This window comes from Aeromonas sp. S11(2024), assembly GCF_041402345.1.
Taxonomy (GTDB): domain Bacteria; phylum Pseudomonadota; class Gammaproteobacteria; order Enterobacterales; family Aeromonadaceae; genus Aeromonas; species Aeromonas veronii.
Map to the genome: position 1 here is coordinate 1 of NZ_JBGLRC010000015.1, position 20,607 is coordinate 20,607.

The following is a 20,607-nucleotide window of genomic DNA, read 5'->3' on the forward strand; positions in this document are numbered from 1 at the left end:
GTGCCAGTTTAAAAGTCAGCGAGTAATCGCGCTGTGTCCGTTTCACACCTTGTCCCATCGGGTTCTCCATTTATTGGGGGGAAAGGTGTAAACCATATTCAGGACGGGACATGGCGATCAAAAAAGCCCGTCACCAAGGTGACGGGCTTTTTCATGGCATAGTGCCGCATAGTGCCAGAGCACCAGGCGATGCGATTACAGCACCTTGGCAATGGCCTCGCACAGGGGATCTATGTTGGCGCGGGTGATCCCGGCTACGCTGATCCGGCCTGAGCCGACGATGTAGATGGCAAATTCGCTCTTGAGGCGCTCCACCTGATCCTTGGTGAGACCGGAGAAGGAGAACATGCCGTTCTGCTCGCGGATAAAGCTGAAATCCTGGCTCACGCCGAGGGCAGCCAACTTCTCTACCAGCAGTTCGCGCATCTCGCGAATACGCACCCGCATAGCGGCCACTTCTTCGACCCACTCGGCATAGAGAGCCGGATCGCTCACCACGGCGGTGACCACAGCGGCGCCGTGTGACGGCGGGTTGGAGTAGTTGGCACGGATCACTGTCTTGACCTGAGTGAAGGCCACATCGGCGATCTCCTTGGTCGCGCTGACCAGCGTGAAGGCGCCGACCCGCTCGTTGTAGAGGCCGAAGTTCTTGGAGAAAGAGCTCGCCACCAACAGTTCGTCATGGCACTCGGCGAAAATCCGCAGACCTTCGGCATCCTCTTCGATACCACGGGCAAAACCCTGATAGGCGAAGTCAAACAACGGCAACCAGCCGGCGGCAGCACTCTGCTTGGCCAGCGCGCGCAACTGATCGCTAGTGGGGTCGATACCGGTCGGGTTGTGGCAGCAGCCGTGCAGCAGCACCAGCTCACCCGGCTGCACTTCGGCCAGCGAAGCCTGCATAGCGGCAAAGTCGAGCCCCTTGGTCGCTGCGTCGTAGTACTTGTACCACTTGACGGTCAGGCCCGCGGCCTGGAACACGCTGACGTGGTTGGCCCAGGTGGGATCGGAGATCCAGATGGTCTTGGCCAGACCGTTGCGCACCACGAATTCGGCCGCGATACGCAGGGCACCGGTACCGCCCGGCGCTTGCGCGGTCTTGGCGCGGCCGCTGGCAACCAGCGCAGAGTGCTGCCCGAATAGCAGTTGCTGCACGATGCGGCCATATTCGATATTGCCTTCAATACCGAGGTAGTTCTTGGTCTTCTCGTCGGTCAGCAGCTTCTGCTCGGCTTTCTTGACGCAGTGAAGAATGGGGGTGGCACCGGACTCGTCCTTGTAGATCCCTACGCCCAGATTGATCTTGTGGCTGCGAGAGTCAGCGCGGAAGGCTTCGGTCAGGCCCAGGATCGGATCCGCTGGGGCGGCAACAACCTTTTCAAACATGGTATTCCCTGTATTCCGTTGAGTTCGTTGGGTGGCAAAGCGGCTTGATAAACAAAAGCGCTCATCTGGCGAGCGCTTCGTCAACTCTTTATATCACCGCGTTCAATGGGGGAAAACCGCTTTTTGGCTCGCTTTCAGGCCAATTTCAACCAACGGCATGCCACGCTGGCGCCAGCGCACACACCTCGGCCGACAAGCCACCATTGGACTCAACCAAACCGCTACAAACTGCTAACAATGGCTTGGGGATCCGGCTCGGCTCCCAGGGCCTAGCCTCAATCAAAGGCTGGGCATACGCACTGAGAATGGGGGCCAGATCACGGGGCAACCACCAGCTGGCCGGACGACCCAGCCGCTGGGCCAGCGCCTGCAGCCGATCCACCCCGGCAGGGTCGAGAGCGGTGAGATGACTCCACAACACATTGGGGGGCAAGGCGGCCACTACCTGCTGCAAGGCTAGAGGAGCCGATGGAGGGGCCCACACCAGCAAGGTGCCGGGTTCAAGAAGCAGCTCGGCAAAGGCGCCGACGCTGTCTGTGGTGATCACCCGCTCGATACTCCCCTCCCCCCACAGGATCTTGCCAAGACCCGCCAGGGTGCGCTCGGGCAGCGCCACCTCCCCCAGCGCCTGCAACCAGGGGGCAGCATCGATCAGGGTGCCGCCGCTGAAAAAGAGGCTGAATGGCTGGGCGGCGCGCAAGCGCAACAGCTGATCGGCACAGAGCCGGATCCCCTTGTCCTCGAAATCGATCTGCTCATTGGGGGTGAAGTTCACCTCGCTCTTGCGATAGAGCGCCGCCAGCACCCGTTCGTTGACCTGCTCCCCCAATTGCCAGCCCTGAGCATGCAACCACTCCTCGGGCTCGGGGGGGGCAGTTGCGATCTCGGCCAGCATCAGCTCGCGGGTGAGATAGCGCCGCCCGGCCGGGGTGAGCTCATAGCTGTGGTTGCCATGGGCGAGCAGCAGCTGGTTATCCTTGAGCAGGCCCACCAGCGGTTGCCACTGGCGGCCACGGATCACCACAGGTGAGTGGCTCAGCAACTGCTGCGCCAGCGCCCGCCATTCGGGGTGACTAAAGTCGATCAATTACAATCCATCCCTGTCAGTGCTCAATCGGATAAACAAACAGCCTGAAAAGGTACCGTTACAGGCCGATGACGCCAAGCCTCCCGCGCCAATTACGTGACTTCGCTCCCTGCAATTTTCCCCAAACAGAAGAGCCCACCGTGGGGTGGGCTCTTTCTTGGATAACACTCGACGCTTATTCGACGTTGAGACGCAGCTCGGCGTCGTGCCAACCCAGTGGCAGGGTCAGCAACTGATCGATCAGCTCCCGGCGATCGGATTTCTCCAGATAGGCGAGATAGAGCGGACGGCTCAGCGGCTGGCCCCCTTCAACCAGATACAACGCCCCCTTCTCGAGGAAGGGGCTGACCATCCGCCGTGGCAGGTAAGCAGCGCCACCATTGGCCAACACAAACTGTAACGCCATGCTGGCAGAGCTGGAGTGCAGCACCGGGGTCTTTTGCAGGCTCTGCAAGCGGCTGGGTTGCGGCTCGAAGCTGGTGCCCCAGTCGAGGTGGATGTGCGGCATCTGCATCAGGTTGTCGGCATTGGCGGCCGGATCCCGGCTCACCAGCTCGAACACCAGCTCACCGATGGGATGCAGGGCAATCTCGTCGATCTTGGTGGGCTCGGAGAGCAGGGCCAGATCGAGGGAGCGCTCCAGCAACTGGCGGCAGAGGTGCTCGCGGGAGGCTGTTTCCAGCCGCACCGCCAAACCGGGCGCCAGCGCATAGATGTGATTGAGCCAGTCGTTGAAATCGAGCTCCCAGAACACAGCGGGCGCGCCGATGGCCAACTGCTGGCTGAATCCCGGCGAGAGTGCCACATCCTGCTTGGCACGACCAAGGGTGTGCAAGATGGCGTCTGCGTAGGGCAGCAGACGCTCACCGGAGGCGGTCAGACGGATATTGTTGCGATGACGGGCAAACAGACTGACACCCAGTTGCTGCTCTAGCTGGCGGATCCGGAAACTCACCGCCGACTGGGTCAGGTAGAGATTTTCAGCAGCCCGGCCAAAGTGCCGGGTCTTGCTCACCTCGATAAAGGTCCGAAGCAGCTCGGTATCCATTAATCGATGGACTCGTCACTGCCACCGCCGCTGCCACCACCGACATCAAAGCTGCCGCCACCGCTGCTCTCTTCGCTGGCGCCGCCAACGACGGTGCAGAGGCGATGAACGCGCTTGGGACCGATCACCTTGAGGTACTTGAACCACACCTTGGCATGGGGGTTGGCACCGGCTTCGCCGGATTTGACCTGTTCGACGAAGGCGGACTCGACATCGTCACGGGGTGCAAGGTTGCCCTGGTAGAGTGCCAGCATGGCGGTACCATACTTTTCCAGACTGTCCGCTTCGGCCACAGTGAATTCGCCACTGCGACGCAGGCCACGGGGAAAATGTTTGAAGTCGTTGAAACGCTTGTCTGATTCGAAGCTCATAGTGCTCTTTTTTCTGGTTAGTTTGACCTTTGCGGGCAAGTATCATCAGGCCATCGCCGAGTGCAAAATCAATTTTCTCACTATGTTAATAAATATCTTTTATCGAAGTCACTTTGCCCCTTCGTTGACGCCGATTTTGTGGCATAACACACAAAAAACGTTGATAAATAATAAACTTATGTAAACGTGCAGCCAATTTGCACGTCACTTTTTGGACTGTGCAGGCAAAAATAAAGCGCCATACGGCGCTTTATTTATCACATCAGGTGAACCAGCTGAACCTTTGGTTCAAACATGCTTACTCAATCATGGCCGGTTGGGCCAGGTTGTCGGCACGCCACAAACGGTAGCGCACTTCATACTCCTGCGGCACGTAGATCACGAACGGCAGTTTTGAGTTGTAGTTCACGAAGAAGCCCTGACCGTAGATCTGGACGAAGGTCTCTTTCTGCTGGTTATCCGGGCACATCATCAGGGTGCTGATGGGGTCGGAGACTTTGCCCAGTTTCAGGTAGTTGTAGCCCCAGCCTTTGACGCTGTGCTGTTCCAGGTTGCCTGCAAAACGCGGTACGTTGCAATCAACCATCATCTTTTTGCCGACCTGCAGCTCGACCATCATGTCGGCTTCTTTCTCGACTTCAGGCAGGCGGATCACCACACGTTCCTGATTCACGTCAGCGGCTGGGAACATGCTGATATCAAATTTTTTCGGCTCGGCGGCGAAGGCATGGCCACCCAGCAACAAGGCGCCCAGCAGGCTAAAACGCAATACGGTTTTCATCTGTACCTCATGGGGTTGGTTCAACGCCGCTAGACTAACCGCTCTGCCGATTTCATGCCAGCGATCTGCTACGTAAAAACTGCGTAAAATGATGCAGATCCGGCACACCATGACGTGATCTGGCTATTTTCTGACAGGGCGCACACTCCCGTTACGGGAACCTGAAACAAAAAGCGAGGCCAATTGGCCTCGCTTTGCATTCAAATGGCGCCTGGCGGTTATTTAGCCGCCCCTTCATAGGCCTTGATGACGGCGACCGCCTTGTCGGGGAAGTCGCTGAACACCCCGTCCACATCGGCTTGATAGAGGAAGATGTTGAGCAGATCGGTGAAGTCCTTGGCATAGGCCGGGATCTGCCCCTCATCCTGACGGAAGGTATAGGGGTGAACTTTCAGGCCCGCTGCATGGGCTTCTTTTACCATGCCGGTGAAGACCGGTTTGCCCAAAGTGCCCGGCTCGGTGACGATCATCGGTTTCCACGGGCCAATCCCTTCGGCATAGCTGGCGATGGTTTTCATCGCACCCGGCTTGAACATCCAGTCATAGTTGTAGGGGGTCGCCTTGCCCTTGGCGTCGTAGACCATGGTCTCGTTCCAGTCGGTCTCGGCCATCAGCTGCACCAGTTTCAGATCCATACCCATGGCGGGCATCAGCTCGCTGTTGATGCGCTTGAGTTCATCGGCATCGAAGCACTGCAGGTAGACCTTGTCATCCTTCCCGGTGTAGCCGTACTCCTTGAGCACCTTCAGCACCGCCTTGGAGATATCCTTGCCTTCGTGACGGAACAACCAGGGCGCCTTGATCTCCGGGTAGATGCCGATGTTCTTGCCGGTGCTCTTGTTGAGCCCCTGGATCATCTCTATCTCCTCCTGGAAGGTATGGATCTTGAAGTCTGACTTCCAGAGCGGGAAGCGGGCCGGATAGACCGGCACCTGCTTGCCATCCACCAGCTGGAACGGCTCGGTCATACGCAGGGAACGCACCTCGTCCAGGGTAAAATCCACCACATAGTAACGGCCGTCCGGACGGGCACGACCGGGGAAGCGCGCCGCCACATCGGTGATGCCATCGAGGAAGTGATCGTGCATCACCACCAGCTGGTCATCCTTGGTCATCACCAGATCCTGCTCCAGATAGTCAGCCCCCATGCCATAGGCCAGCGCCTTGGACTCCAGGGTATGCTCGGGCAGGTAGCCGGAAGCGCCACGGTGGGCGATCACCACCTTGCCTTCATCGGCAGCCAACACGGGTAATGAGAGGGATGCCCCAAGGCTCAAGGCGATGAGGGAAACGGCAAGTTTTTTCATATGTGATGCTCTTTATTATTGTGTGTAGGTAATTGTTCTATCAGAGGTTTGTTGCATATTTACGGTGGAAAGCGGTGGGCAGCAACGCACTGCCCACCGTCACTCATCAGCTCGCCTTGCGCAGAGCCTGATGGTATTGGTCGAGCCAGATCTGCAGCATCTGCTGCTCTGACTCGTTCAGGCGCAGCCCCAGCTTGCTGCGGCGCCAGAGAATATCGTCCAGTGAACAGGCCCACTCCCGCTCGATGAGATAGCGCACTTCCGACTCGTAGAGGCCACCACCGAAGTGAATGCCGCGATCCTCTTTTAGCCAGAGACGGGCATGGGCGCCATAGGCCTCGGCAATGCGCAGGGCGCTGCGATCATCGAGCCAGTCAAACTCCAGCGCAAAGGCGCGGGCCAGCTCGCGTACCGAGCAGTCAAACTCGCCGCCGGGCAGACGGCTGGTCGCCGTCCAGTCATCCCCCATCTGGCTGAACCAGGGCTTGAGCTTGTTGCAGGCGGCCTGCGCCAGCTTGCGATAGGTGGTGAGCTTGCCGCCAAACACCGACAAGAGCGGCGCACCGTCAGACTCGCCAGAAAGTTCGAGGGTGTAGTCGCGGGTCACCGCCTGCGGCGAGTCTGACTCGTCATCACAGAGCGGGCGCACCCCGGCATAGGTCCAGATCACATCTTTCGGCGCAATTTGGCGAATGAAGTGGGCGTTGACCACCTTGCACAGGTAGGTAATTTCGGCCTCGCTGATCTTCGCTTCCCGCGGGCTGCCGTGGTGCTCCACATCGGTGGTGCCGATAAGGGAGTAGTCCTGCTGATAAGGGATGACGAAGACGATGCGATTGTCTTCGTTTTGCAGGATATAGGCCTCTTCGCGCTCATGGATGCGCGGCACTATCATGTGACTGCCTTTAATAAGGCGAATGCCGCGGGGGGATTTCTCGTGCAGGCTCTCGTCATAGAAGGTCTTGACCCAGGGGCCCGCCGCATTGACCAGACCACGGCTGGTGACGGTGAACTGCTCGCCCCCTTCCCGCTCCAAAGTGAGCGTCCAGTGTTTGGATCCGCGCACCGCCTTGATGCAGCGAGTGCGGGTCTGCACATCGGCCCCCTTGTCACGGGCCATCATGGCGTTGAGTACCACCAGCCGGGCGTCGTCGACCCAGGCATCCGAGTATTCAAACCCTTTGTTGATCCCTGCTGTCAACCCATCTTGCGGCAGGAAGCGCACGCCACAGCTCCCCTTGAGCTTGTCGCGCTTGGCCAGATTGTCATAGAGGAACAGACCGGCTCGGATCATCCAGGCCGGACGCAGGTGCGGGCGGTGCGGCAGGCGAAAACGCATGGGACGGGCGATGTGAGGCGCCATACCGAGCAGCACCTCCCGCTCCGCCAGCGCCTCTTTCACCAGCCGGAATTCGTAATGCTCGAGATAGCGCAAACCGCCGTGGATCAGCTTGCTGGAGTTGGACGAGGTGGCAGAGGCGAGATCTTGCGCCTCAAACAGGGCAACCTTCAGACCCCGTCCTGCCGCATCGGCTGCGATGCCGACCCCGTTGATGCCGCCACCGACGACGACCAGATCATAATGTTCGCTCATGTTCACCTACTTTCATTTTTATGATTGCTATAACAGCAATGTTTGATTTCGCTCATTTTAGAACATGAAAATACAACAAACGAACATTTTATGGTGAAAGTGTGATCGCCACAGCCCGCCAGAGGTGGCAAAGGGGACAGGTCAGCGGAGCAAATGGCGTTGAGCCAGCATCGGCGAGTTAATAGCCAAAAAAACCAGATTGAATAGTGGTTTTGGCAATACCTATAAAGGGGTGAGATGGATGCAGGGATGGGGGAGAGAAAGAGAAAGGAGGCCGCCCTGACGGGCGACCGGCACAGCCTTGACGTGTTTCGCCGTCAGCAGATGTGGCAGGCAATCTGGTGTTGCGCCATCAATCGCGCCAGCTTTTCCGGTGGCTCCTGATCGGTAAAGAGGGCGTGGATCTGGCTGAGATTGCCCAGATTGACCATGGCATTGCGACCGAACTTGGTGTGGTCGGCGGCCAGGAACACCTGACGGGAGTGGGCGATGATGGCCTGGGCGATCTTCACCTCGTGATAGTCGAAATCGAGCAGGGAGCCGTCGTTGTCGATCCCCGAAATCCCGATGACACCATAGTCCATGCGAAACTGACCGATGAAGTCGCGGGTCGCCTCCCCCACGATGCCGCCATCGCGGTTGCGGATCTCGCCGCCGGCGATGATGACGGTGAAGTCATCCTTTGCCGTCAGGATGCTGGCCACGTTGAGGTTGTTGGTGACGATGCGCAGCTCACGGTGATCGAGCAGGGCGCGGGCAATAGCTTCGGTGGTGGTGCCTATGTCGATAAAGAGCGATGAGCCGTCGGGAATATTGGCCGCTACCTCGCGGGCGATGCGCTCTTTCTCCTTGAGTTGCATCACTTTACGGGCGCTGTAGGCGGTATTGACGGTACTCGAATGCAGGGAGGCACCGCCATGATGGCGCCGGATCTTGTTCTGTTCGGCGAGATCGTTCAGATCCCGGCGAATGGTCTGGGGGCTGACGTCAAAGTGGGTCACCAGATCGTCGGTCGAGACAAATCCCTGCCGCGTCAGGACGTCCAGGATCTCCAGATGTCGTTGGGTTTGCTTCACGCTTGCACTCCGATGATGAGACAAAAAAAGGCCCCGGCAGATGCGGGGCCTTTTGGCAGTTTACCTGATCCCCTTTGGGATCAATAAGCTGAGGATCACGTTTTATGCCTTATGGGCAGCCGCTTTCTTGGCCGCAACGGCAATGTTCTCATGCTTGAGGGTCATCGCCAGCAGGATGATGGAGAGCACGCAGGAGACAGTCAGCACCATGAAGCCGCCATCCCAACCAAAGTGGTCAACGGTATAACCCAGCATGGCGTTGGCTGCCACGGCGCCGCCCAGATAACCGAACAGACCGGTGAAACCTGCCGCAGTACCGGCTGCTTTCTTCGGTGCCAGCTCAAGAGCATAGAGGCCGATCAGCATGACAGGACCGTAGATCAGGAAGCCGATAGCTACCAGCGCCATCATGTCGATGGTCGGATTGCCGGCCGGGTTGAACCAGTAAACCAGCACAGCCAGGGTCACCAGCACCATGAACAGGATACCGGCCGGGGCACGGCGGCCCTGGAACATCTTGTCAGAGATCCAGCCACACAGCAGGGTGCCCGGAATACCGGCCCACTCGTAGAGGAAGTAAGCCCAGGAAGAATTGTCGACGGTGAAGTGCTTGGCCTCTTTCAGGTAGGTTGGCGCCCAGTCCAGCACACCGTAACGAATGAGGTAAACGAAGGCGTTAGCGATCGCGATGTACCACAGCAGTTTGTTGTGCAGCACGTACTTGACGAAGATCTCCTTGGCGGAAAACTCCTGCTCGTGGCTCTCGTTGTAATCCTTCGGATAGTCGTTCTTGTACTCCTCGATGGGAGGCAGACCGACCGATTGCGGGGTATCACGCATCACGAAGAAGGCGATCACCGCGATGGCGGCCGCCGCTGCCGCAGGCACATAGAAGGCGCTGCGCCAGTCGTTGAACCAGCCCATCCCGAGGATAAACAGCGGGCCAATCATGCCGCCGCCCACGTTGTGCGCCACGTTCCAGACCGCAACCACTTCGCCGCGCTCTTTCTGTGACCACCAGTGCACCATGGTGCGACCGCAGGGCGGCCAGCCCATGCCCTGTGCCCAGCCGTTCAGGAACAACAGCACAAACATGATGGCAATGCTGGAGGTGGCCCAGTGCATGGTACCCATCATGAACATGATGGCAGCCGAGAGCAGCAGACCGGCGGAGAGGAAGTAACGGGCGTTGGAACGGTCAGAGACGTTCCCCATCAGGAACTTGGACAAACCGTAAGCGATGGAGACCCCGGAGAGCGCGAAACCGAGATCACCACGGGAGAAGCCCTGCTCGATCAGATAGGGCATCGCCAGACTGAAGTTTTTCCGTACCAGATAGTAGCCGGCGTAACCGAAGAAGATCCCGAAAAACACCTGCCAACGCATGCGTTTGTAGAAGGGGTCGACCTTGTCAGCCGGGAGCCTGTCGATGTGCGCCGCAGGCCTGAAGAGACTAAGCATGTTCTGCTTCCTTATTGTTGTTATGGGCGGTTGAGGATGCCCTGACCATTCCAACGAATCATGTGAGTCCACTAATTCGTAAGCGAGCCTATTGTGCTCATATACGCTCATTTAATCTGTGATGCATGCTCAAATATTGCAGTTTTATTACAAATAAAAGCTCCAAATGAGAAATCACTCAGCAAGCGCCAGCCCTTGTGTGGCAAGGGTTGCGAGCTACCCCCTAAGTGGTAAATGGCGGTTATCAAGATGCTTTACGTCACATTTTCTTAGCAATGAGTGGGATCTTGTCCACATTTCCTATGGAGGGGGGATGGTGAAATTATTGGGAAGGGTTATTTTCTGTCACGACCGATAACGAGCGCAAACGAGCATAACGTTTGCGCAAGACGCAAAAACAACAAGGAAACGTTTTCGGCGGCAACGGATAGACACAAAAAGATAAAACGGAACATCAAACCTCTACGGGTGGATATAAGGAACAAAAGTATGAGCATACAAAGACCCAATACCCTGCTTGGCGAGTGCATCGCCGAGTTTATCGGAACCGGCCTGCTGATATTTTTCGGCGTCGGATGTGTGGCGGCACTGGTGCTGGCAGGCGCCAACTTCGGGCAGTGGGAAATTTCCATTACCTGGGGTCTGGGTGTGGCCATTGCCATCTATGTGACCGGCGGCATTTCAGGTGCCCACTTGAACCCGGCTGTAACCCTGGCGCTGATGACCTTCTGCGGTTTCGACAAGCGCAAGGTGGTTCCCTACATCATCGCCCAGATGGCCGGTGCCTTCTGCTTCGCGGCCCTTGTCTACTTCCTTTATGGTAACCTTTTCACCCAGTGGGAAGTGACCCATAACGTGGTGCGCGGCAGCGTCGAGAGCCTCGGCACCGCCGGGATCTTCTCCACCTACCCCAATGCCCTGCTGACCAACATGCAAGCTTTTGCCGTCGAGCTGGTGATCACCGCCGTCCTGATGCTGGGCATCATGGCGCTGGGTGACAACAACAACGGCGCTCCCAAAGGTTTCGCAGCCGCTCTGCTGATCGGTATCCTGATCGCGGTGATCGGCGCCTCCCTTGGCCCGTTAACCGGTTTTGCCATGAACCCGGCCCGTGACTTTGGTCCGAAACTGTTCGCGTTCTTTGCTGGCTGGGGTGATGTTGCCCTGACCGGTGGTCGTGACAACCCCTACTTCTGGGTTCCGATCCTTGGCCCCATCGTTGGCGCCCAGATTGGTACCGCTCTGTATGTCAAAGTGCTGGCTCCCTGCGTCCCGGGCAACCGTGTCGTCACCACCGAGCAAGCGACCCAAACCGCCAAAGAAGAGGCTGCCGCATAAGAGCGGCCCCCTCCAACGTATAAAAACGTGGAAAATAGAAACGTGGAGAACATCATGTCTGCTGAAAAGAAATATGTCGTCGCTCTGGACCAGGGAACCACCTCTTCCCGCGCCATCGTGTTTGATCAGGATGCCAACATTGTCGGTACCTCCCAGCGCGAATTCACCCAGCACTACCCGAAAGCGGGCTGGGTAGAGCACGACCCGATGGAGATCTGGGCGACCCAATCCTCCGTCTTTACCGAAGTGCTGGCCAAGACCGGCCTGCGCAGCGAAGAGATCGCCGCCATCGGTATCACCAACCAGCGTGAAACCACCGTTGTCTGGGAAAAGGCCACCGGCAAGCCCATCTACAACGCCATCGTCTGGCAGTGCCGCCGCACCGCCGCCATCTGCGAAGAGCTCAAAGCTCGCGGTCTGGAAGAGTACGTTCGCGAGAACACAGGTCTGGTGCTGGATGCCTACTTCTCCGGTACCAAGGTGAAGTGGATCCTCGACAACGTGGAAGGTGCCCGCGAGAAGGCGATGAACGGCGAACTGCTGTTCGGCACCATCGACACCTGGCTGGTCTGGAAAATGACCAATGGCGAAGTGCACGTCACCGACCCGACCAACGCCTCCCGTACCATGCTCTACAACATCCGCGAGCTGAAGTGGGACGAGAAGATGCTGGACGAGCTGGGCATCCCCATGTCCATGCTGCCGGAAGTGAAACCCTCTTCAGAAGTGTACGGCTACACCACCCGTGGCGGCGGCTCCCGCATCCCCATCGCCGGTATTGCCGGTGACCAGCAGTCTGCCCTGTTCGGCCAGCTCTGCTTTGAGAAAGGGATGGCCAAGAACACCTACGGCACCGGCTGCTTCATGCTGATGAACACCGGTACCGAGCCGGTTCGCTCCAACAACGGCCTGCTGACTACCGTTGCCATCGGCCCGAAAGGGGAAGTGAACTACGCGCTGGAAGGTGCGGTATTTATGGGCGGCGCCACCATCCAGTGGCTGCGTGACGAGCTGAAGATCATTCACGATGCCCGCGATACTGACTACTTCGCCTCCAAGGTGGGTGACACCAACGGCGTCTATCTGGTGCCGGCCTTCGTCGGTCTGGGCGCACCCTACTGGGATCCGTATGCTCGCGGCACCATGGTTGGTCTAACCCGTGGTGCCAACCGCAACCACATCATCCGCGCCGCGCTGGAATCCATCGCCTATCAGAGCCGCGACGTGCTGGATGCCATGCAGCAGGACTCCGGCATCAAGCTGGCAGCCCTCAAGGTAGACGGCGGCGCCGTAGCCAACGACTTCCTGATGCAGTTCCAGGCTGACATGATGCACACCCCGGTGATACGTCCGACCCGCATCGAGACTACCGCCATGGGTGCCGCCTTCCTGGCAGGTCTGGCAGTCGGCTTCTGGAAGAGCTCGGACGAGCTGGAAGACAAGTTCAGCGTGGACCGCGAGTTCATCCCGCAGATGGACAGAGACGATCGCGCCAAACGTTACAGCGGCTGGCAAAAAGCAGTTGAGCGTTCACGCCGTTGGGCTGAAGAGGAGTGATCGGGCACCCGACATTCCGTTGAGATAAACACCCAAGAGGCCGACCGCTATGTCGGCCTCTCTTTTTATGCTTTCCCTTGCCGCTTTCTGCCCCCTTCCCGCTAATTGCTCCCTCCCTTTTTCTGCCGCCCTCTGTTGTTACCATCCGCCACAACACAATTGAGTTATCTATCTATAATCATCATCTGGGTCGCATATGCGACCTTATTTATGAGGAGAGCGATATGGAGAGGGCGATACACCGTTTTACACTGCACTCACTCTGGTCAGGGCTCGGGATCCGCACCCGGATCCTCGCTGGCGTGGCGATACTGATGGCCATCGCTATCAGCTGCATCACCTTGATCCTCGAGCAGATATCCCACAGTCAGGCCCAGCAGCGGGTCGAACGCTACGAGCTGCCAAGCAGCGTGGATCGCATTGCCAACCAGCTGACCGCCCAGCTTATCCAGCACCTGACCGAAGCGCAGGCGCTGGCCAGCAACCGTTTTGTCATCGACTGGCTGACCGCTGGCATGCCAGAGCAAGAGTGGCCCGCCATGGAGCGTTACTTTCAGGATCTGCAACGGCGGATCGGCGGCAACGTCTTTATCGCCCCCCGCCAGAGCAACACCCTGATCAACTTCAGCGGCGGCCCCACCGCCCAGAAATCGCTGAGCGAATCAGACCCGAAAGATGGGTGGTTTTTCGGCTTTCTCAAACGCAGCAAACCCTATGAGCTGAACCTCGACATCTCGGATTTCGACAAGCGAGCCTCCCTCTATATCAACACCGCCGTCACCCACGAGGGCAAGACCCTGGCGGTGGCAGGCACCTCCATTGACATGAGCGCCCTGAGCAAACTCATCAGCGGCTACCGGATCGGCAAGAGCGGTCAGGTCTATCTGGCGGATATGGAGGGCAATATCGAGATCCACCCCGAGCAGGAGGTGGAAGGGGCCGCCCACCACCAGCAATCCTTCCTCGATACCGTCAAGCGGCTTATTCCCAATGCCCGGGAACAGGTGGCCGTAGAGGCGCTAACGCTGGAGGGACAAACCTACCTCATCGCGGTGCGTTACATCCCCACCCTCAACCGGCTGCTGATTGGCGAGATCAACAGCGCCGAGCTGGAAGAGGGCCTGCAGGAATCCCGCCAGCTCATTATCATGGTCTCGCTCGCCATCGGCGGGATCGCCATGCTGGCCTCTGCCTGGCTGGCTCACTCCATCAGTCGCCCCATTCGTCAGGCTGCCGATGGCATGCACCACATCACTGCCGATCGGGATCTGGCAACCCGCCTCGACTTCTCTGACGAGTCGGAGCTGGGGCTGATGGCCCAAAGCTTCAATCGGCTGATCCAGAGCCTGAACCAGAGCTTCTCCCGCTTCCAGCAGTCAGGCAGCGCCCTCTCCGCCCAGTCGTCCCAATCCATGCAACAGGCCCAGGCACTGGCAGGAGAAGCGTGCCAGCAGGCCCAGAGCATTCAGGAGCTGACCACTGTGGTCACCACCATCGGCGACAACGCCGAGCAGATCGCCAGCCGCTCTGAAGGGGTCAACGACGTAACCCAACGCATCGCCAACCATATGCTCAGCATCGAGCAGGATGTGACCCAGAGCGCCGCGCAACTCGACACCTTGCGCAGCAGCATCGGCAGCTCCTCAGCCCTGCTCGATGAAGTGGTGAAAGACAGCAACAACATCACCCAGATCATGAACCTCATCCGCGATGTCTCGAACCAGACCAACCTGCTGGCCCTCAATGCGGCCATCGAAGCGGCCCGGGCGGGGGATATGGGACGGGGCTTTGCGGTGGTGGCCGACGAGGTACGCCAACTGGCGGTGCGTACCCAGACCGCCACCAAGGATGTGCAGGATCTTATCTTGCGCCTGCAGGAGGGAACGCGGCAGGCCAGCAGCTCGATGGCAGACTCCCGCAACCTGAGCGAAGAGGGATACAACCGGATGAATCAGGCCAGAGAGGTGCTGGTTGATGCCACCAGCCAGATCAACCAGACCGCCCTCGAGATCAACGAGATCAGCGCGCTGGCGCAGGCGCAGAATCAACAGATGGGGCAAGCCAGAACGGCGCTTGACGAGCTGGCCATGGTGGCCGAACACCAGCGGGAACACGCGCAGGAGAGCAATGCCGCCAGCCGCGAACTGTTCGAACTGGCCAAGGCCATCGACGAGCAGATCCGCCAATACCGGATTGGCTAGGCCTGGCGCTTCCCTCTCTCCCTCTCAATAACCAAGACGCCACCACAGGGTGGCGTTTTCATTTTGCAAATCATTTTGCCTGCGCTCTCGAAACGGGAATGACGACAAAACTCGCAAAATATTGATAATTAACATGAAAAAATGTGGAACGGCCATTGCTTAGTGATATCAGACTCAACAGAGGGATATCGCCATGAAACCGACCACCACTCAAGCGCCCGTAGCCCACGTCGCCACTCAAAAAGAGACACTGACCCCCCGCGAAGGCACCTTCCTGATGATGGTGGCCCAACTGGTGGTGCTCACCTGCATCGTACTGGCCGCCACCGTCGGCGGCCTCTCATGGCAGTGGACTCTGCTGCTGGCCATTTCGCCGGTGATCGGCGGCGCCCTGCTCAGCCGGGTATGGGGCAAACTGCCACGGTAACTGCGCTTCACCTCACACACCTTCCCGAACCGGCGGCCGACCCTCAAGTCGGCCGTCTGTTTATCCGCCACCTGGCTAATGCTGATTGGCCGCAACGAATGAGCGGCTTGTTTTTCGTTAAGCAAACCGCAGCGACGAACCGTTCAAACAAACCGCACAAACCAACCTGAACTACAGGGTATGGCTGCCCAACTGCTCTTTGAGAAAATCGAGCCAGACCCGCAGTCGGATATCCCGCTGGGCATCGGAGTAGAAGACAGCATTGATGGGGCGCGAGGCGCCACTGTTGCTGCGGGCCAGCACCTCCACCAGCGCGCCGCTCTCCCGATCCGGCCCGGTCATGAAATCCGACAGACAGACGATCCCCTGCCCCGCCAGCGCCAGCTGACGCAAGGTTTCGCCGCTGCTGGCACGCAGACTGGGGGTGATGGCAAAGCGATCCCCCTGCTCGGCACTGAGCAGCGGCCAGTGGTTGAGGTGATCGGGATGCAAAAAGCCGAGCAGCTCGTGACCGCTCAGCAGATCCGTCGGTTGGCGCGGGGTGCCGCGCTCGCTCAAGTAAGCAGGAGAGGCCAGCAGCCGCAACCGCGAACGACCCAGCGGCAGCGCGCGCAGGGAGGAGTCGGTCAGCTCACCGATGCGGATGGCCATGTCCACCCGCCGCTCCATCAGATTGATAAAGCCCTCCGAGCTGTGCAGCTGCAACTCGATGGCAGGGTAGCGGCGGCGAAACTCGCCGATGATCGGCACCAGCCGGTGCAGGATAAAGGGGGTGGCCGCATCGACTCTCAACACCCCTTCGGGTTGTTCCCGGCGCATCAGCAGATGCCCCTCCGCCTCGCTCATCTCGGTCAGGATCTTCACCGCCCGCTGATAGAACCAGCTCCCCTCCTCGGTCAGACTGACTCGGCGGGTGGTGCGATTGAGCAGCACGGTGGAAAGCTTCTCCTCCAGCCGCTTGATGCCACGGCTCACCACCGAGTTGTCCATGCCGAGGTTCTCCGCCGCCTGGCGAAAACTGCCCGCCTCCACCACCGCCACAAACAGGGTCAGTTCATCAGAATGGGTCTTCATTGCTGTTATCCGGACAAGAGTAATGGGCCTTTATAGGCGCAGCCGCTGTGGATTGGCAAGCGTGCGCTGAGGCCAGTTCTTTTTTCTACAGAGAAAGAACGTGACCGCGAGCCCACATCATGCCCGCGATTTGTCAGTACAATGCAGCCTGAAAAGCACCGTATGGCACCACTTATTTCACAAGGATGAATACCATGACATTTGAAGAGCGGCTGGCCGCCGCCCATCAGGAGCTGGCTAACAAAGGGGTATGGCATGCCAACTACAATCCACCGCTGTGCAGACTGCTGCGCAGGTTCGGTTATCCCGTCAAACCGCCTCACTATGAAGGTTGGCTAACCAACGTTCTGGTATTCGGGGTAGGCATTGGTCTGGTATGGGGCATGGCGATGTGGTTTTTCAGCTGGCACCCCATGGGGATAGATCCGCTATTTGCCCTGCGCCAAACAGCCCTGTTTGCGGGATTCTGCGGCCTGACTATGGCATCTTGGCTCTGGCTGCGGCGCAAGCAGCTTAAACTGACCCCGTGGGAGCAACTTGCTGAGCCCACCGATGCTGATGATGAGGGAGACGAACTGAATGAAAGCCCATGAAAAACTGAACTATGTGGAGTTTGCAGCCAGAGATCTTGCCGCCACCAAGGCCTTCTTTCAGGCCGTATTTGGCTGGCAATTTGCCGATTATGGCCCCGATTATTGCGCCTTCGAGGGAGAAGGGCTGGATGGCGGCTTCTATCGCGCCGATCTGTGCAGCCAGAGTGCGCAGGGCGGCGCCCTGCTGGTGTTCTACAGCGCCGATATTGAAGCGACTCAAGCCAAGGTGAGCCAACACTGTGGCTCCATCAACCGCCCTCTTTTCGACTTCCCCGGTGGCCGCCGTTTCCACTTCGTTGAGCCAAGCGGCAATGAGTTTGCAGTTTGGGCAGAACCAAAGAAAGTCTGATGATTCGAGGGCGAAGCACCGCAACCTTCACCCTCATCATTCTCCAAACCAACAATTATCTCTCTTAAGCAAAAAAATTAATGATAATAAACATATTTTGTAATCTTAAAGATTCCTGTCAGGTAGCCAGATAGATTACAATTGTCTGCTCTTAAGTATACTGATTCGCTTTGTTATAAATTTTTAAATTTCAACTTATTAACAATTTTTGAGCATCAATGACTAAAGTCATTTAGCTAATGTGATTGGAAGGTACGCCGTGGCAGCAATTAAATATCAAGTGTTCATTAGTTCCACCTATACTGATCTAATTGATGAAAGGGACTCCATAATTAAAGCAATATTGGAAATGTACCATATACCCATAGGCATGGAGATGTTTAGCGCTGAAGACGAAGACCAATGGGAAATAATCAGAAGAACAATTGAAGTAAGTGATTATTACATACTTATATTAGGTCTTAGATATGGTTCAAAAACCACTGAAATGATCAGCTTCACCCAAAAGGAATATGAGTATGCGTTAGAGAAAAACATTCCTATTCTTGCTTTTATTATGGATGAGAATGTATCTTTACCAAAAGAAAAACGAGATGATAATCTAACGGAAATCAATACTTTCCGCGCAACAGTTCTTAGAAACTCTAAAATGGCCCAATATTGGAAAACAAAAGACGAGCTAATCAAAAATGTTTCTATTTCATTGATGAAACAAATAATGCAAAAACCTGGCATCGGGTGGACAAGAGGAAATAATGCCATATTAGAGGAAGCATTATCAAAAGAGGTGGCTAACTTAAGCAAAGAAAATAGAGAGTTAAGATTGGAAATTAAAGAACTTGAGTCAAAAATATCGCCTAAAGCACCAAAAATTGACGTATCAGTAAATGACATCGAATTCAATAGCCCGTTTAAACCATATACTGACACCATTTTACCAACGAAAATATCTCTAGATGATGTCCCACACTACTTACGTGATTATATTTCGAGCGCTGATATCGAAGGTTATAACAATAGTCTACCCAGTCAGGATGAACTCGAACTATATAATATAAAGATGAATTTTTTCTATAATCACAAAAACTTCTCATCTCCATTAACTATTGATGTCATCAATTTAGGAAATGTAAAAGCAACTAACATGTACATTGACATTATTTTCCCAAATGATTTGATTGTCATTGATAGCAACAAAAAGATAGAAGAACCCCAAAACCCTATACATCCAAGCCCAATTGAGCTGGCAGAATCTGACCTAAATTTCGGAGGGTTAATTCCAAAGCATGTTAGAGATATACTGGATGCTACCTCTCCATATTCTGGAGTATTAGGGGCTACCTTCCCTAAAATATATGAACCAATAAAAATATCGCCAATAAATCAATCATGGAGCACAAACGTCACAGAAAACAAACTAACAATAAAAATAAAGAATTTACTACATACAAGAAACATGAAGTTTGATGATGAGTATGTTATTGTCCCTATGAAATCAGGTATTTTTGATATCGAAATAAAAGTCATCTGTGAGGAACTGGAGCAACCAGAGGTTAAAATTATTAAAATCAATGTGCCCAAAGAAGATTAAAGTGCCTTACTCGTTTCCAAGCAAATAATGATGCCGATTTTATCGGTGTCATTTACTTAACATCATTGCTGCTCTCCCCTCAATACTGTTTTGCGACCAGCGCCCTATTTCCTGCAAGTCACGGCAGGCATACTGACCCTTCGTTTTTGCCAAGGAGGTTCAGATGTCATCACCCGTGATTGTGATTGCCCAGCTTGAAGCCAAACCCGAATTCGCCGCCCAGTTTCGCGCCGCCCTTGAGCCGCTGATTGCGGCCACCTTGCAAGAGGCGGGCTGCCAGCGCTATCAGCTGCATCAGGACTTGGACAATCCACACAGCTGGATGCTCTACGAGGTGTGGGAGAGCGAAGCGCCCCTCACCGCCCATCAGGGTCAGCCCCACTTTACCGAATTTGTCGCCAAGGCCGAACCCTGGTTTGCCAGCAGCACCATTCAGCCCATCGAGGGCCAACCACCACCCCATTGAGGAACGAGATGATCAATATGCCACCCATGGGTCTGGGCACCTTCCGCCTGAAGGGCGAGCCGCTGCTTGCCACCCTGACTAACGGTCTGGAGCTGGGCTATCGCCATATCGATACCGCCCAGATCTATGACAATGAAGCCGAGGTCGGCGCCGTGCTGACCCGCAGTGCCATTGCCCGTCACGAGATCTACCTGACCACCAAGGTGTGGACCAGCGAGTTTGGCCCGGGCAAGCTGATCCCGAGCCTTGAGGTGAGCCTGGAAAAACTGGGCACCGACTATCTGGATCTGGCGCTGATCCACTGGCCCTCCCCCAAGGATGAGGTGCCGATGGCGGTCTATCTGGAGCAGCTGGCTGAGGCCAAAGCCTGGGGCCTGACCCGGGAGATCGGGGTCTCCAACTTCACCGTGGCCCAGCTCAAACAGGCTATCGACATTTTGGGGCCTGGGGCCATCGCTCACCAGCAGCTCGAGGTTCATCCCCTGCTGCAAAACCGCAAGGTGGTCGAATTCTGTAAAGCCCAGGGTATCGCCGTCACCGCCTATATGCCGCTCGCCTATGGCAAGGTGCTGAGCGAGCCGCTGCTGATGGAGATTGGCAAGCGCCACGGGGTATCGGCGGCGCAGGTGTCGCTGGCCTGGCTGCTGGCGCAGGACATGACAGTGATCCCGAGCTCCACCAAGCGGGAGAATCAGGCCGCCAATCTGGCCGCTCTCGATATCACCTTGAGTAGCGAGGAGATGGCCGCCATCGCCACGCTGGATAGGGGTGAGCGCTGCGCCAATCCCGACTTTGCCCCCGCGTGGGACTGACGCGAAAGGCGTGAGACTAACGCGAAAGAAAGGCTGGCTCGCCAGCAAGCCAGATAAAACAGGGAGAGCATCATGCTCTCCCTGTCTC

At 56.7% G+C, this 20,607-nt stretch carries 19 protein-coding genes; 9 read left to right on the forward strand and 10 right to left on the reverse strand.

The window, feature by feature from the left end; translation table 11 throughout:
* Nucleotides 1-195 precede the first annotated feature (195 nt).
* The 9 genes from ACB040_RS13190 to glpT form a co-directional block, all read right to left on the reverse strand.
* Nucleotides 196-1,386 carry an amino acid aminotransferase gene (locus ACB040_RS13190; protein WP_371155210.1) on the reverse strand — a complete coding sequence of 397 codons (1,191 nt, stop codon included), beginning with the start codon at nt 1,384-1,386 and terminating at the stop codon, nt 196-198.
* A 145-nt stretch (nt 1,387-1,531) separates the two neighbouring features.
* Nucleotides 1,532-2,473: a hypothetical protein gene (locus ACB040_RS13195; RefSeq protein ID WP_371155208.1), complete on the reverse strand. Its 942-nt coding sequence runs from the start codon at nt 2,471-2,473 to the stop codon at nt 1,532-1,534.
* A gap of 175 nt (nt 2,474-2,648) precedes the next feature.
* Nucleotides 2,649-3,521, reverse strand: a complete 873-nt coding sequence (gene hdfR / locus ACB040_RS13200; RefSeq protein WP_139406517.1) for an HTH-type transcriptional regulator HdfR — start codon at nt 3,519-3,521, stop codon at nt 2,649-2,651.
* Entirely contained in the window at nt 3,521-3,892 is a 372-nt protein-coding gene (locus ACB040_RS13205) for a DUF413 domain-containing protein (protein WP_005350885.1), read from the reverse strand. The genes hdfR and ACB040_RS13205 overlap by 1 nt, the downstream gene beginning before the upstream one ends.
* 298 nt (nt 3,893-4,190) lie before the next feature.
* A complete protein-coding gene (gene eco, locus ACB040_RS13210) occupies nt 4,191-4,673 on the reverse strand; it encodes a serine protease inhibitor ecotin (RefSeq protein WP_005337529.1) in 483 nt (160 codons plus the stop codon).
* A gap of 218 nt (nt 4,674-4,891) precedes the next feature.
* Nucleotides 4,892-5,980, reverse strand: a complete 1,089-nt coding sequence (glpQ, locus tag ACB040_RS13215; protein WP_129504254.1) for a glycerophosphodiester phosphodiesterase — start codon at nt 5,978-5,980, stop codon at nt 4,892-4,894.
* A gap of 106 nt (nt 5,981-6,086) precedes the next feature.
* Nucleotides 6,087-7,574, reverse strand: coding sequence for a glycerol-3-phosphate dehydrogenase (glpD, locus tag ACB040_RS13220; protein ID WP_371155205.1), 1,488 nt, complete (start codon nt 7,572-7,574; stop codon nt 6,087-6,089).
* Nucleotides 7,575-7,891: 317 nt separating this feature from the next.
* Nucleotides 7,892-8,650, reverse strand: coding sequence for a DeoR/GlpR family transcriptional regulator (locus ACB040_RS13225; RefSeq protein WP_005337538.1), 759 nt, complete (start codon nt 8,648-8,650; stop codon nt 7,892-7,894).
* A gap of 102 nt (nt 8,651-8,752) precedes the next feature.
* Nucleotides 8,753-10,111: a glycerol-3-phosphate transporter gene (gene glpT, locus ACB040_RS13230; protein ID WP_005337540.1), complete on the reverse strand. Its 1,359-nt coding sequence runs from the start codon at nt 10,109-10,111 to the stop codon at nt 8,753-8,755.
* Between the two features lie 489 nt (nt 10,112-10,600).
* Here glpT and ACB040_RS13235 point away from each other — a divergent pair, with 489 nt between their 5' ends.
* The 4 genes from ACB040_RS13235 (at nt 10,601) to ACB040_RS13250 (ending at nt 15,634) form a co-directional block, all read left to right on the forward strand.
* Nucleotides 10,601-11,449 carry an MIP/aquaporin family protein gene (locus tag ACB040_RS13235; protein WP_005350866.1) on the forward strand — a complete coding sequence of 283 codons (849 nt, stop codon included), beginning with the start codon at nt 10,601-10,603 and terminating at the stop codon, nt 11,447-11,449.
* A 54-nt stretch (nt 11,450-11,503) separates the two neighbouring features.
* Nucleotides 11,504-13,006, forward strand: coding sequence for a glycerol kinase GlpK (gene glpK / locus ACB040_RS13240; protein WP_371155202.1), 1,503 nt, complete (start codon nt 11,504-11,506; stop codon nt 13,004-13,006).
* Between the two features lie 224 nt (nt 13,007-13,230).
* Nucleotides 13,231-15,207, forward strand: coding sequence for a methyl-accepting chemotaxis protein (locus ACB040_RS13245; protein WP_371155200.1), 1,977 nt, complete (start codon nt 13,231-13,233; stop codon nt 15,205-15,207).
* A gap of 193 nt (nt 15,208-15,400) precedes the next feature.
* Entirely contained in the window at nt 15,401-15,634 is a 234-nt protein-coding gene (locus ACB040_RS13250; protein WP_371155198.1) for a hypothetical protein, read from the forward strand.
* Between the two features lie 171 nt (nt 15,635-15,805).
* On the opposite strand, the gene ACB040_RS13255 is transcribed toward ACB040_RS13250, so the two are convergent.
* The gene (locus ACB040_RS13255) at nt 15,806-16,708 is read right to left on the reverse strand and encodes a LysR substrate-binding domain-containing protein (protein ID WP_107682356.1); all 903 of its coding nucleotides are present in this window, start codon (nt 16,706-16,708) and stop codon (nt 15,806-15,808) included.
* A 194-nt stretch (nt 16,709-16,902) separates the two neighbouring features.
* On the opposite strand from ACB040_RS13255, the gene ACB040_RS13260 reads away from it, so the two are divergent.
* The 5 genes from ACB040_RS13260 to dkgB all read left to right on the forward strand — a co-directional run bounded on the left by ACB040_RS13260 (nt 16,903) and on the right by dkgB (nt 20,519).
* A complete protein-coding gene (locus ACB040_RS13260) occupies nt 16,903-17,301 on the forward strand; it encodes a DUF6404 family protein (RefSeq protein ID WP_371155196.1) in 399 nt (132 codons plus the stop codon).
* Nucleotides 17,288-17,650, forward strand: a complete 363-nt coding sequence (locus ACB040_RS13265; RefSeq protein ID WP_371155194.1) for a VOC family protein — start codon at nt 17,288-17,290, stop codon at nt 17,648-17,650. The genes ACB040_RS13260 and ACB040_RS13265 overlap by 14 nt, the downstream gene beginning before the upstream one ends.
* 259 nt (nt 17,651-17,909) lie before the next feature.
* Nucleotides 17,910-19,241, forward strand: coding sequence for a DUF4062 domain-containing protein (locus ACB040_RS13270; RefSeq protein ID WP_139442589.1), 1,332 nt, complete (start codon nt 17,910-17,912; stop codon nt 19,239-19,241).
* A 163-nt stretch (nt 19,242-19,404) separates the two neighbouring features.
* Nucleotides 19,405-19,707: a putative quinol monooxygenase gene (locus tag ACB040_RS13275; protein WP_371155192.1), complete on the forward strand. Its 303-nt coding sequence runs from the start codon at nt 19,405-19,407 to the stop codon at nt 19,705-19,707.
* Nucleotides 19,708-19,715: 8 nt separating this feature from the next.
* The gene (gene dkgB / locus ACB040_RS13280) at nt 19,716-20,519 is read left to right on the forward strand and encodes a 2,5-didehydrogluconate reductase DkgB (RefSeq protein ID WP_371155190.1); all 804 of its coding nucleotides are present in this window, start codon (nt 19,716-19,718) and stop codon (nt 20,517-20,519) included.
* Nucleotides 20,520-20,607 lie beyond the last annotated feature (88 nt).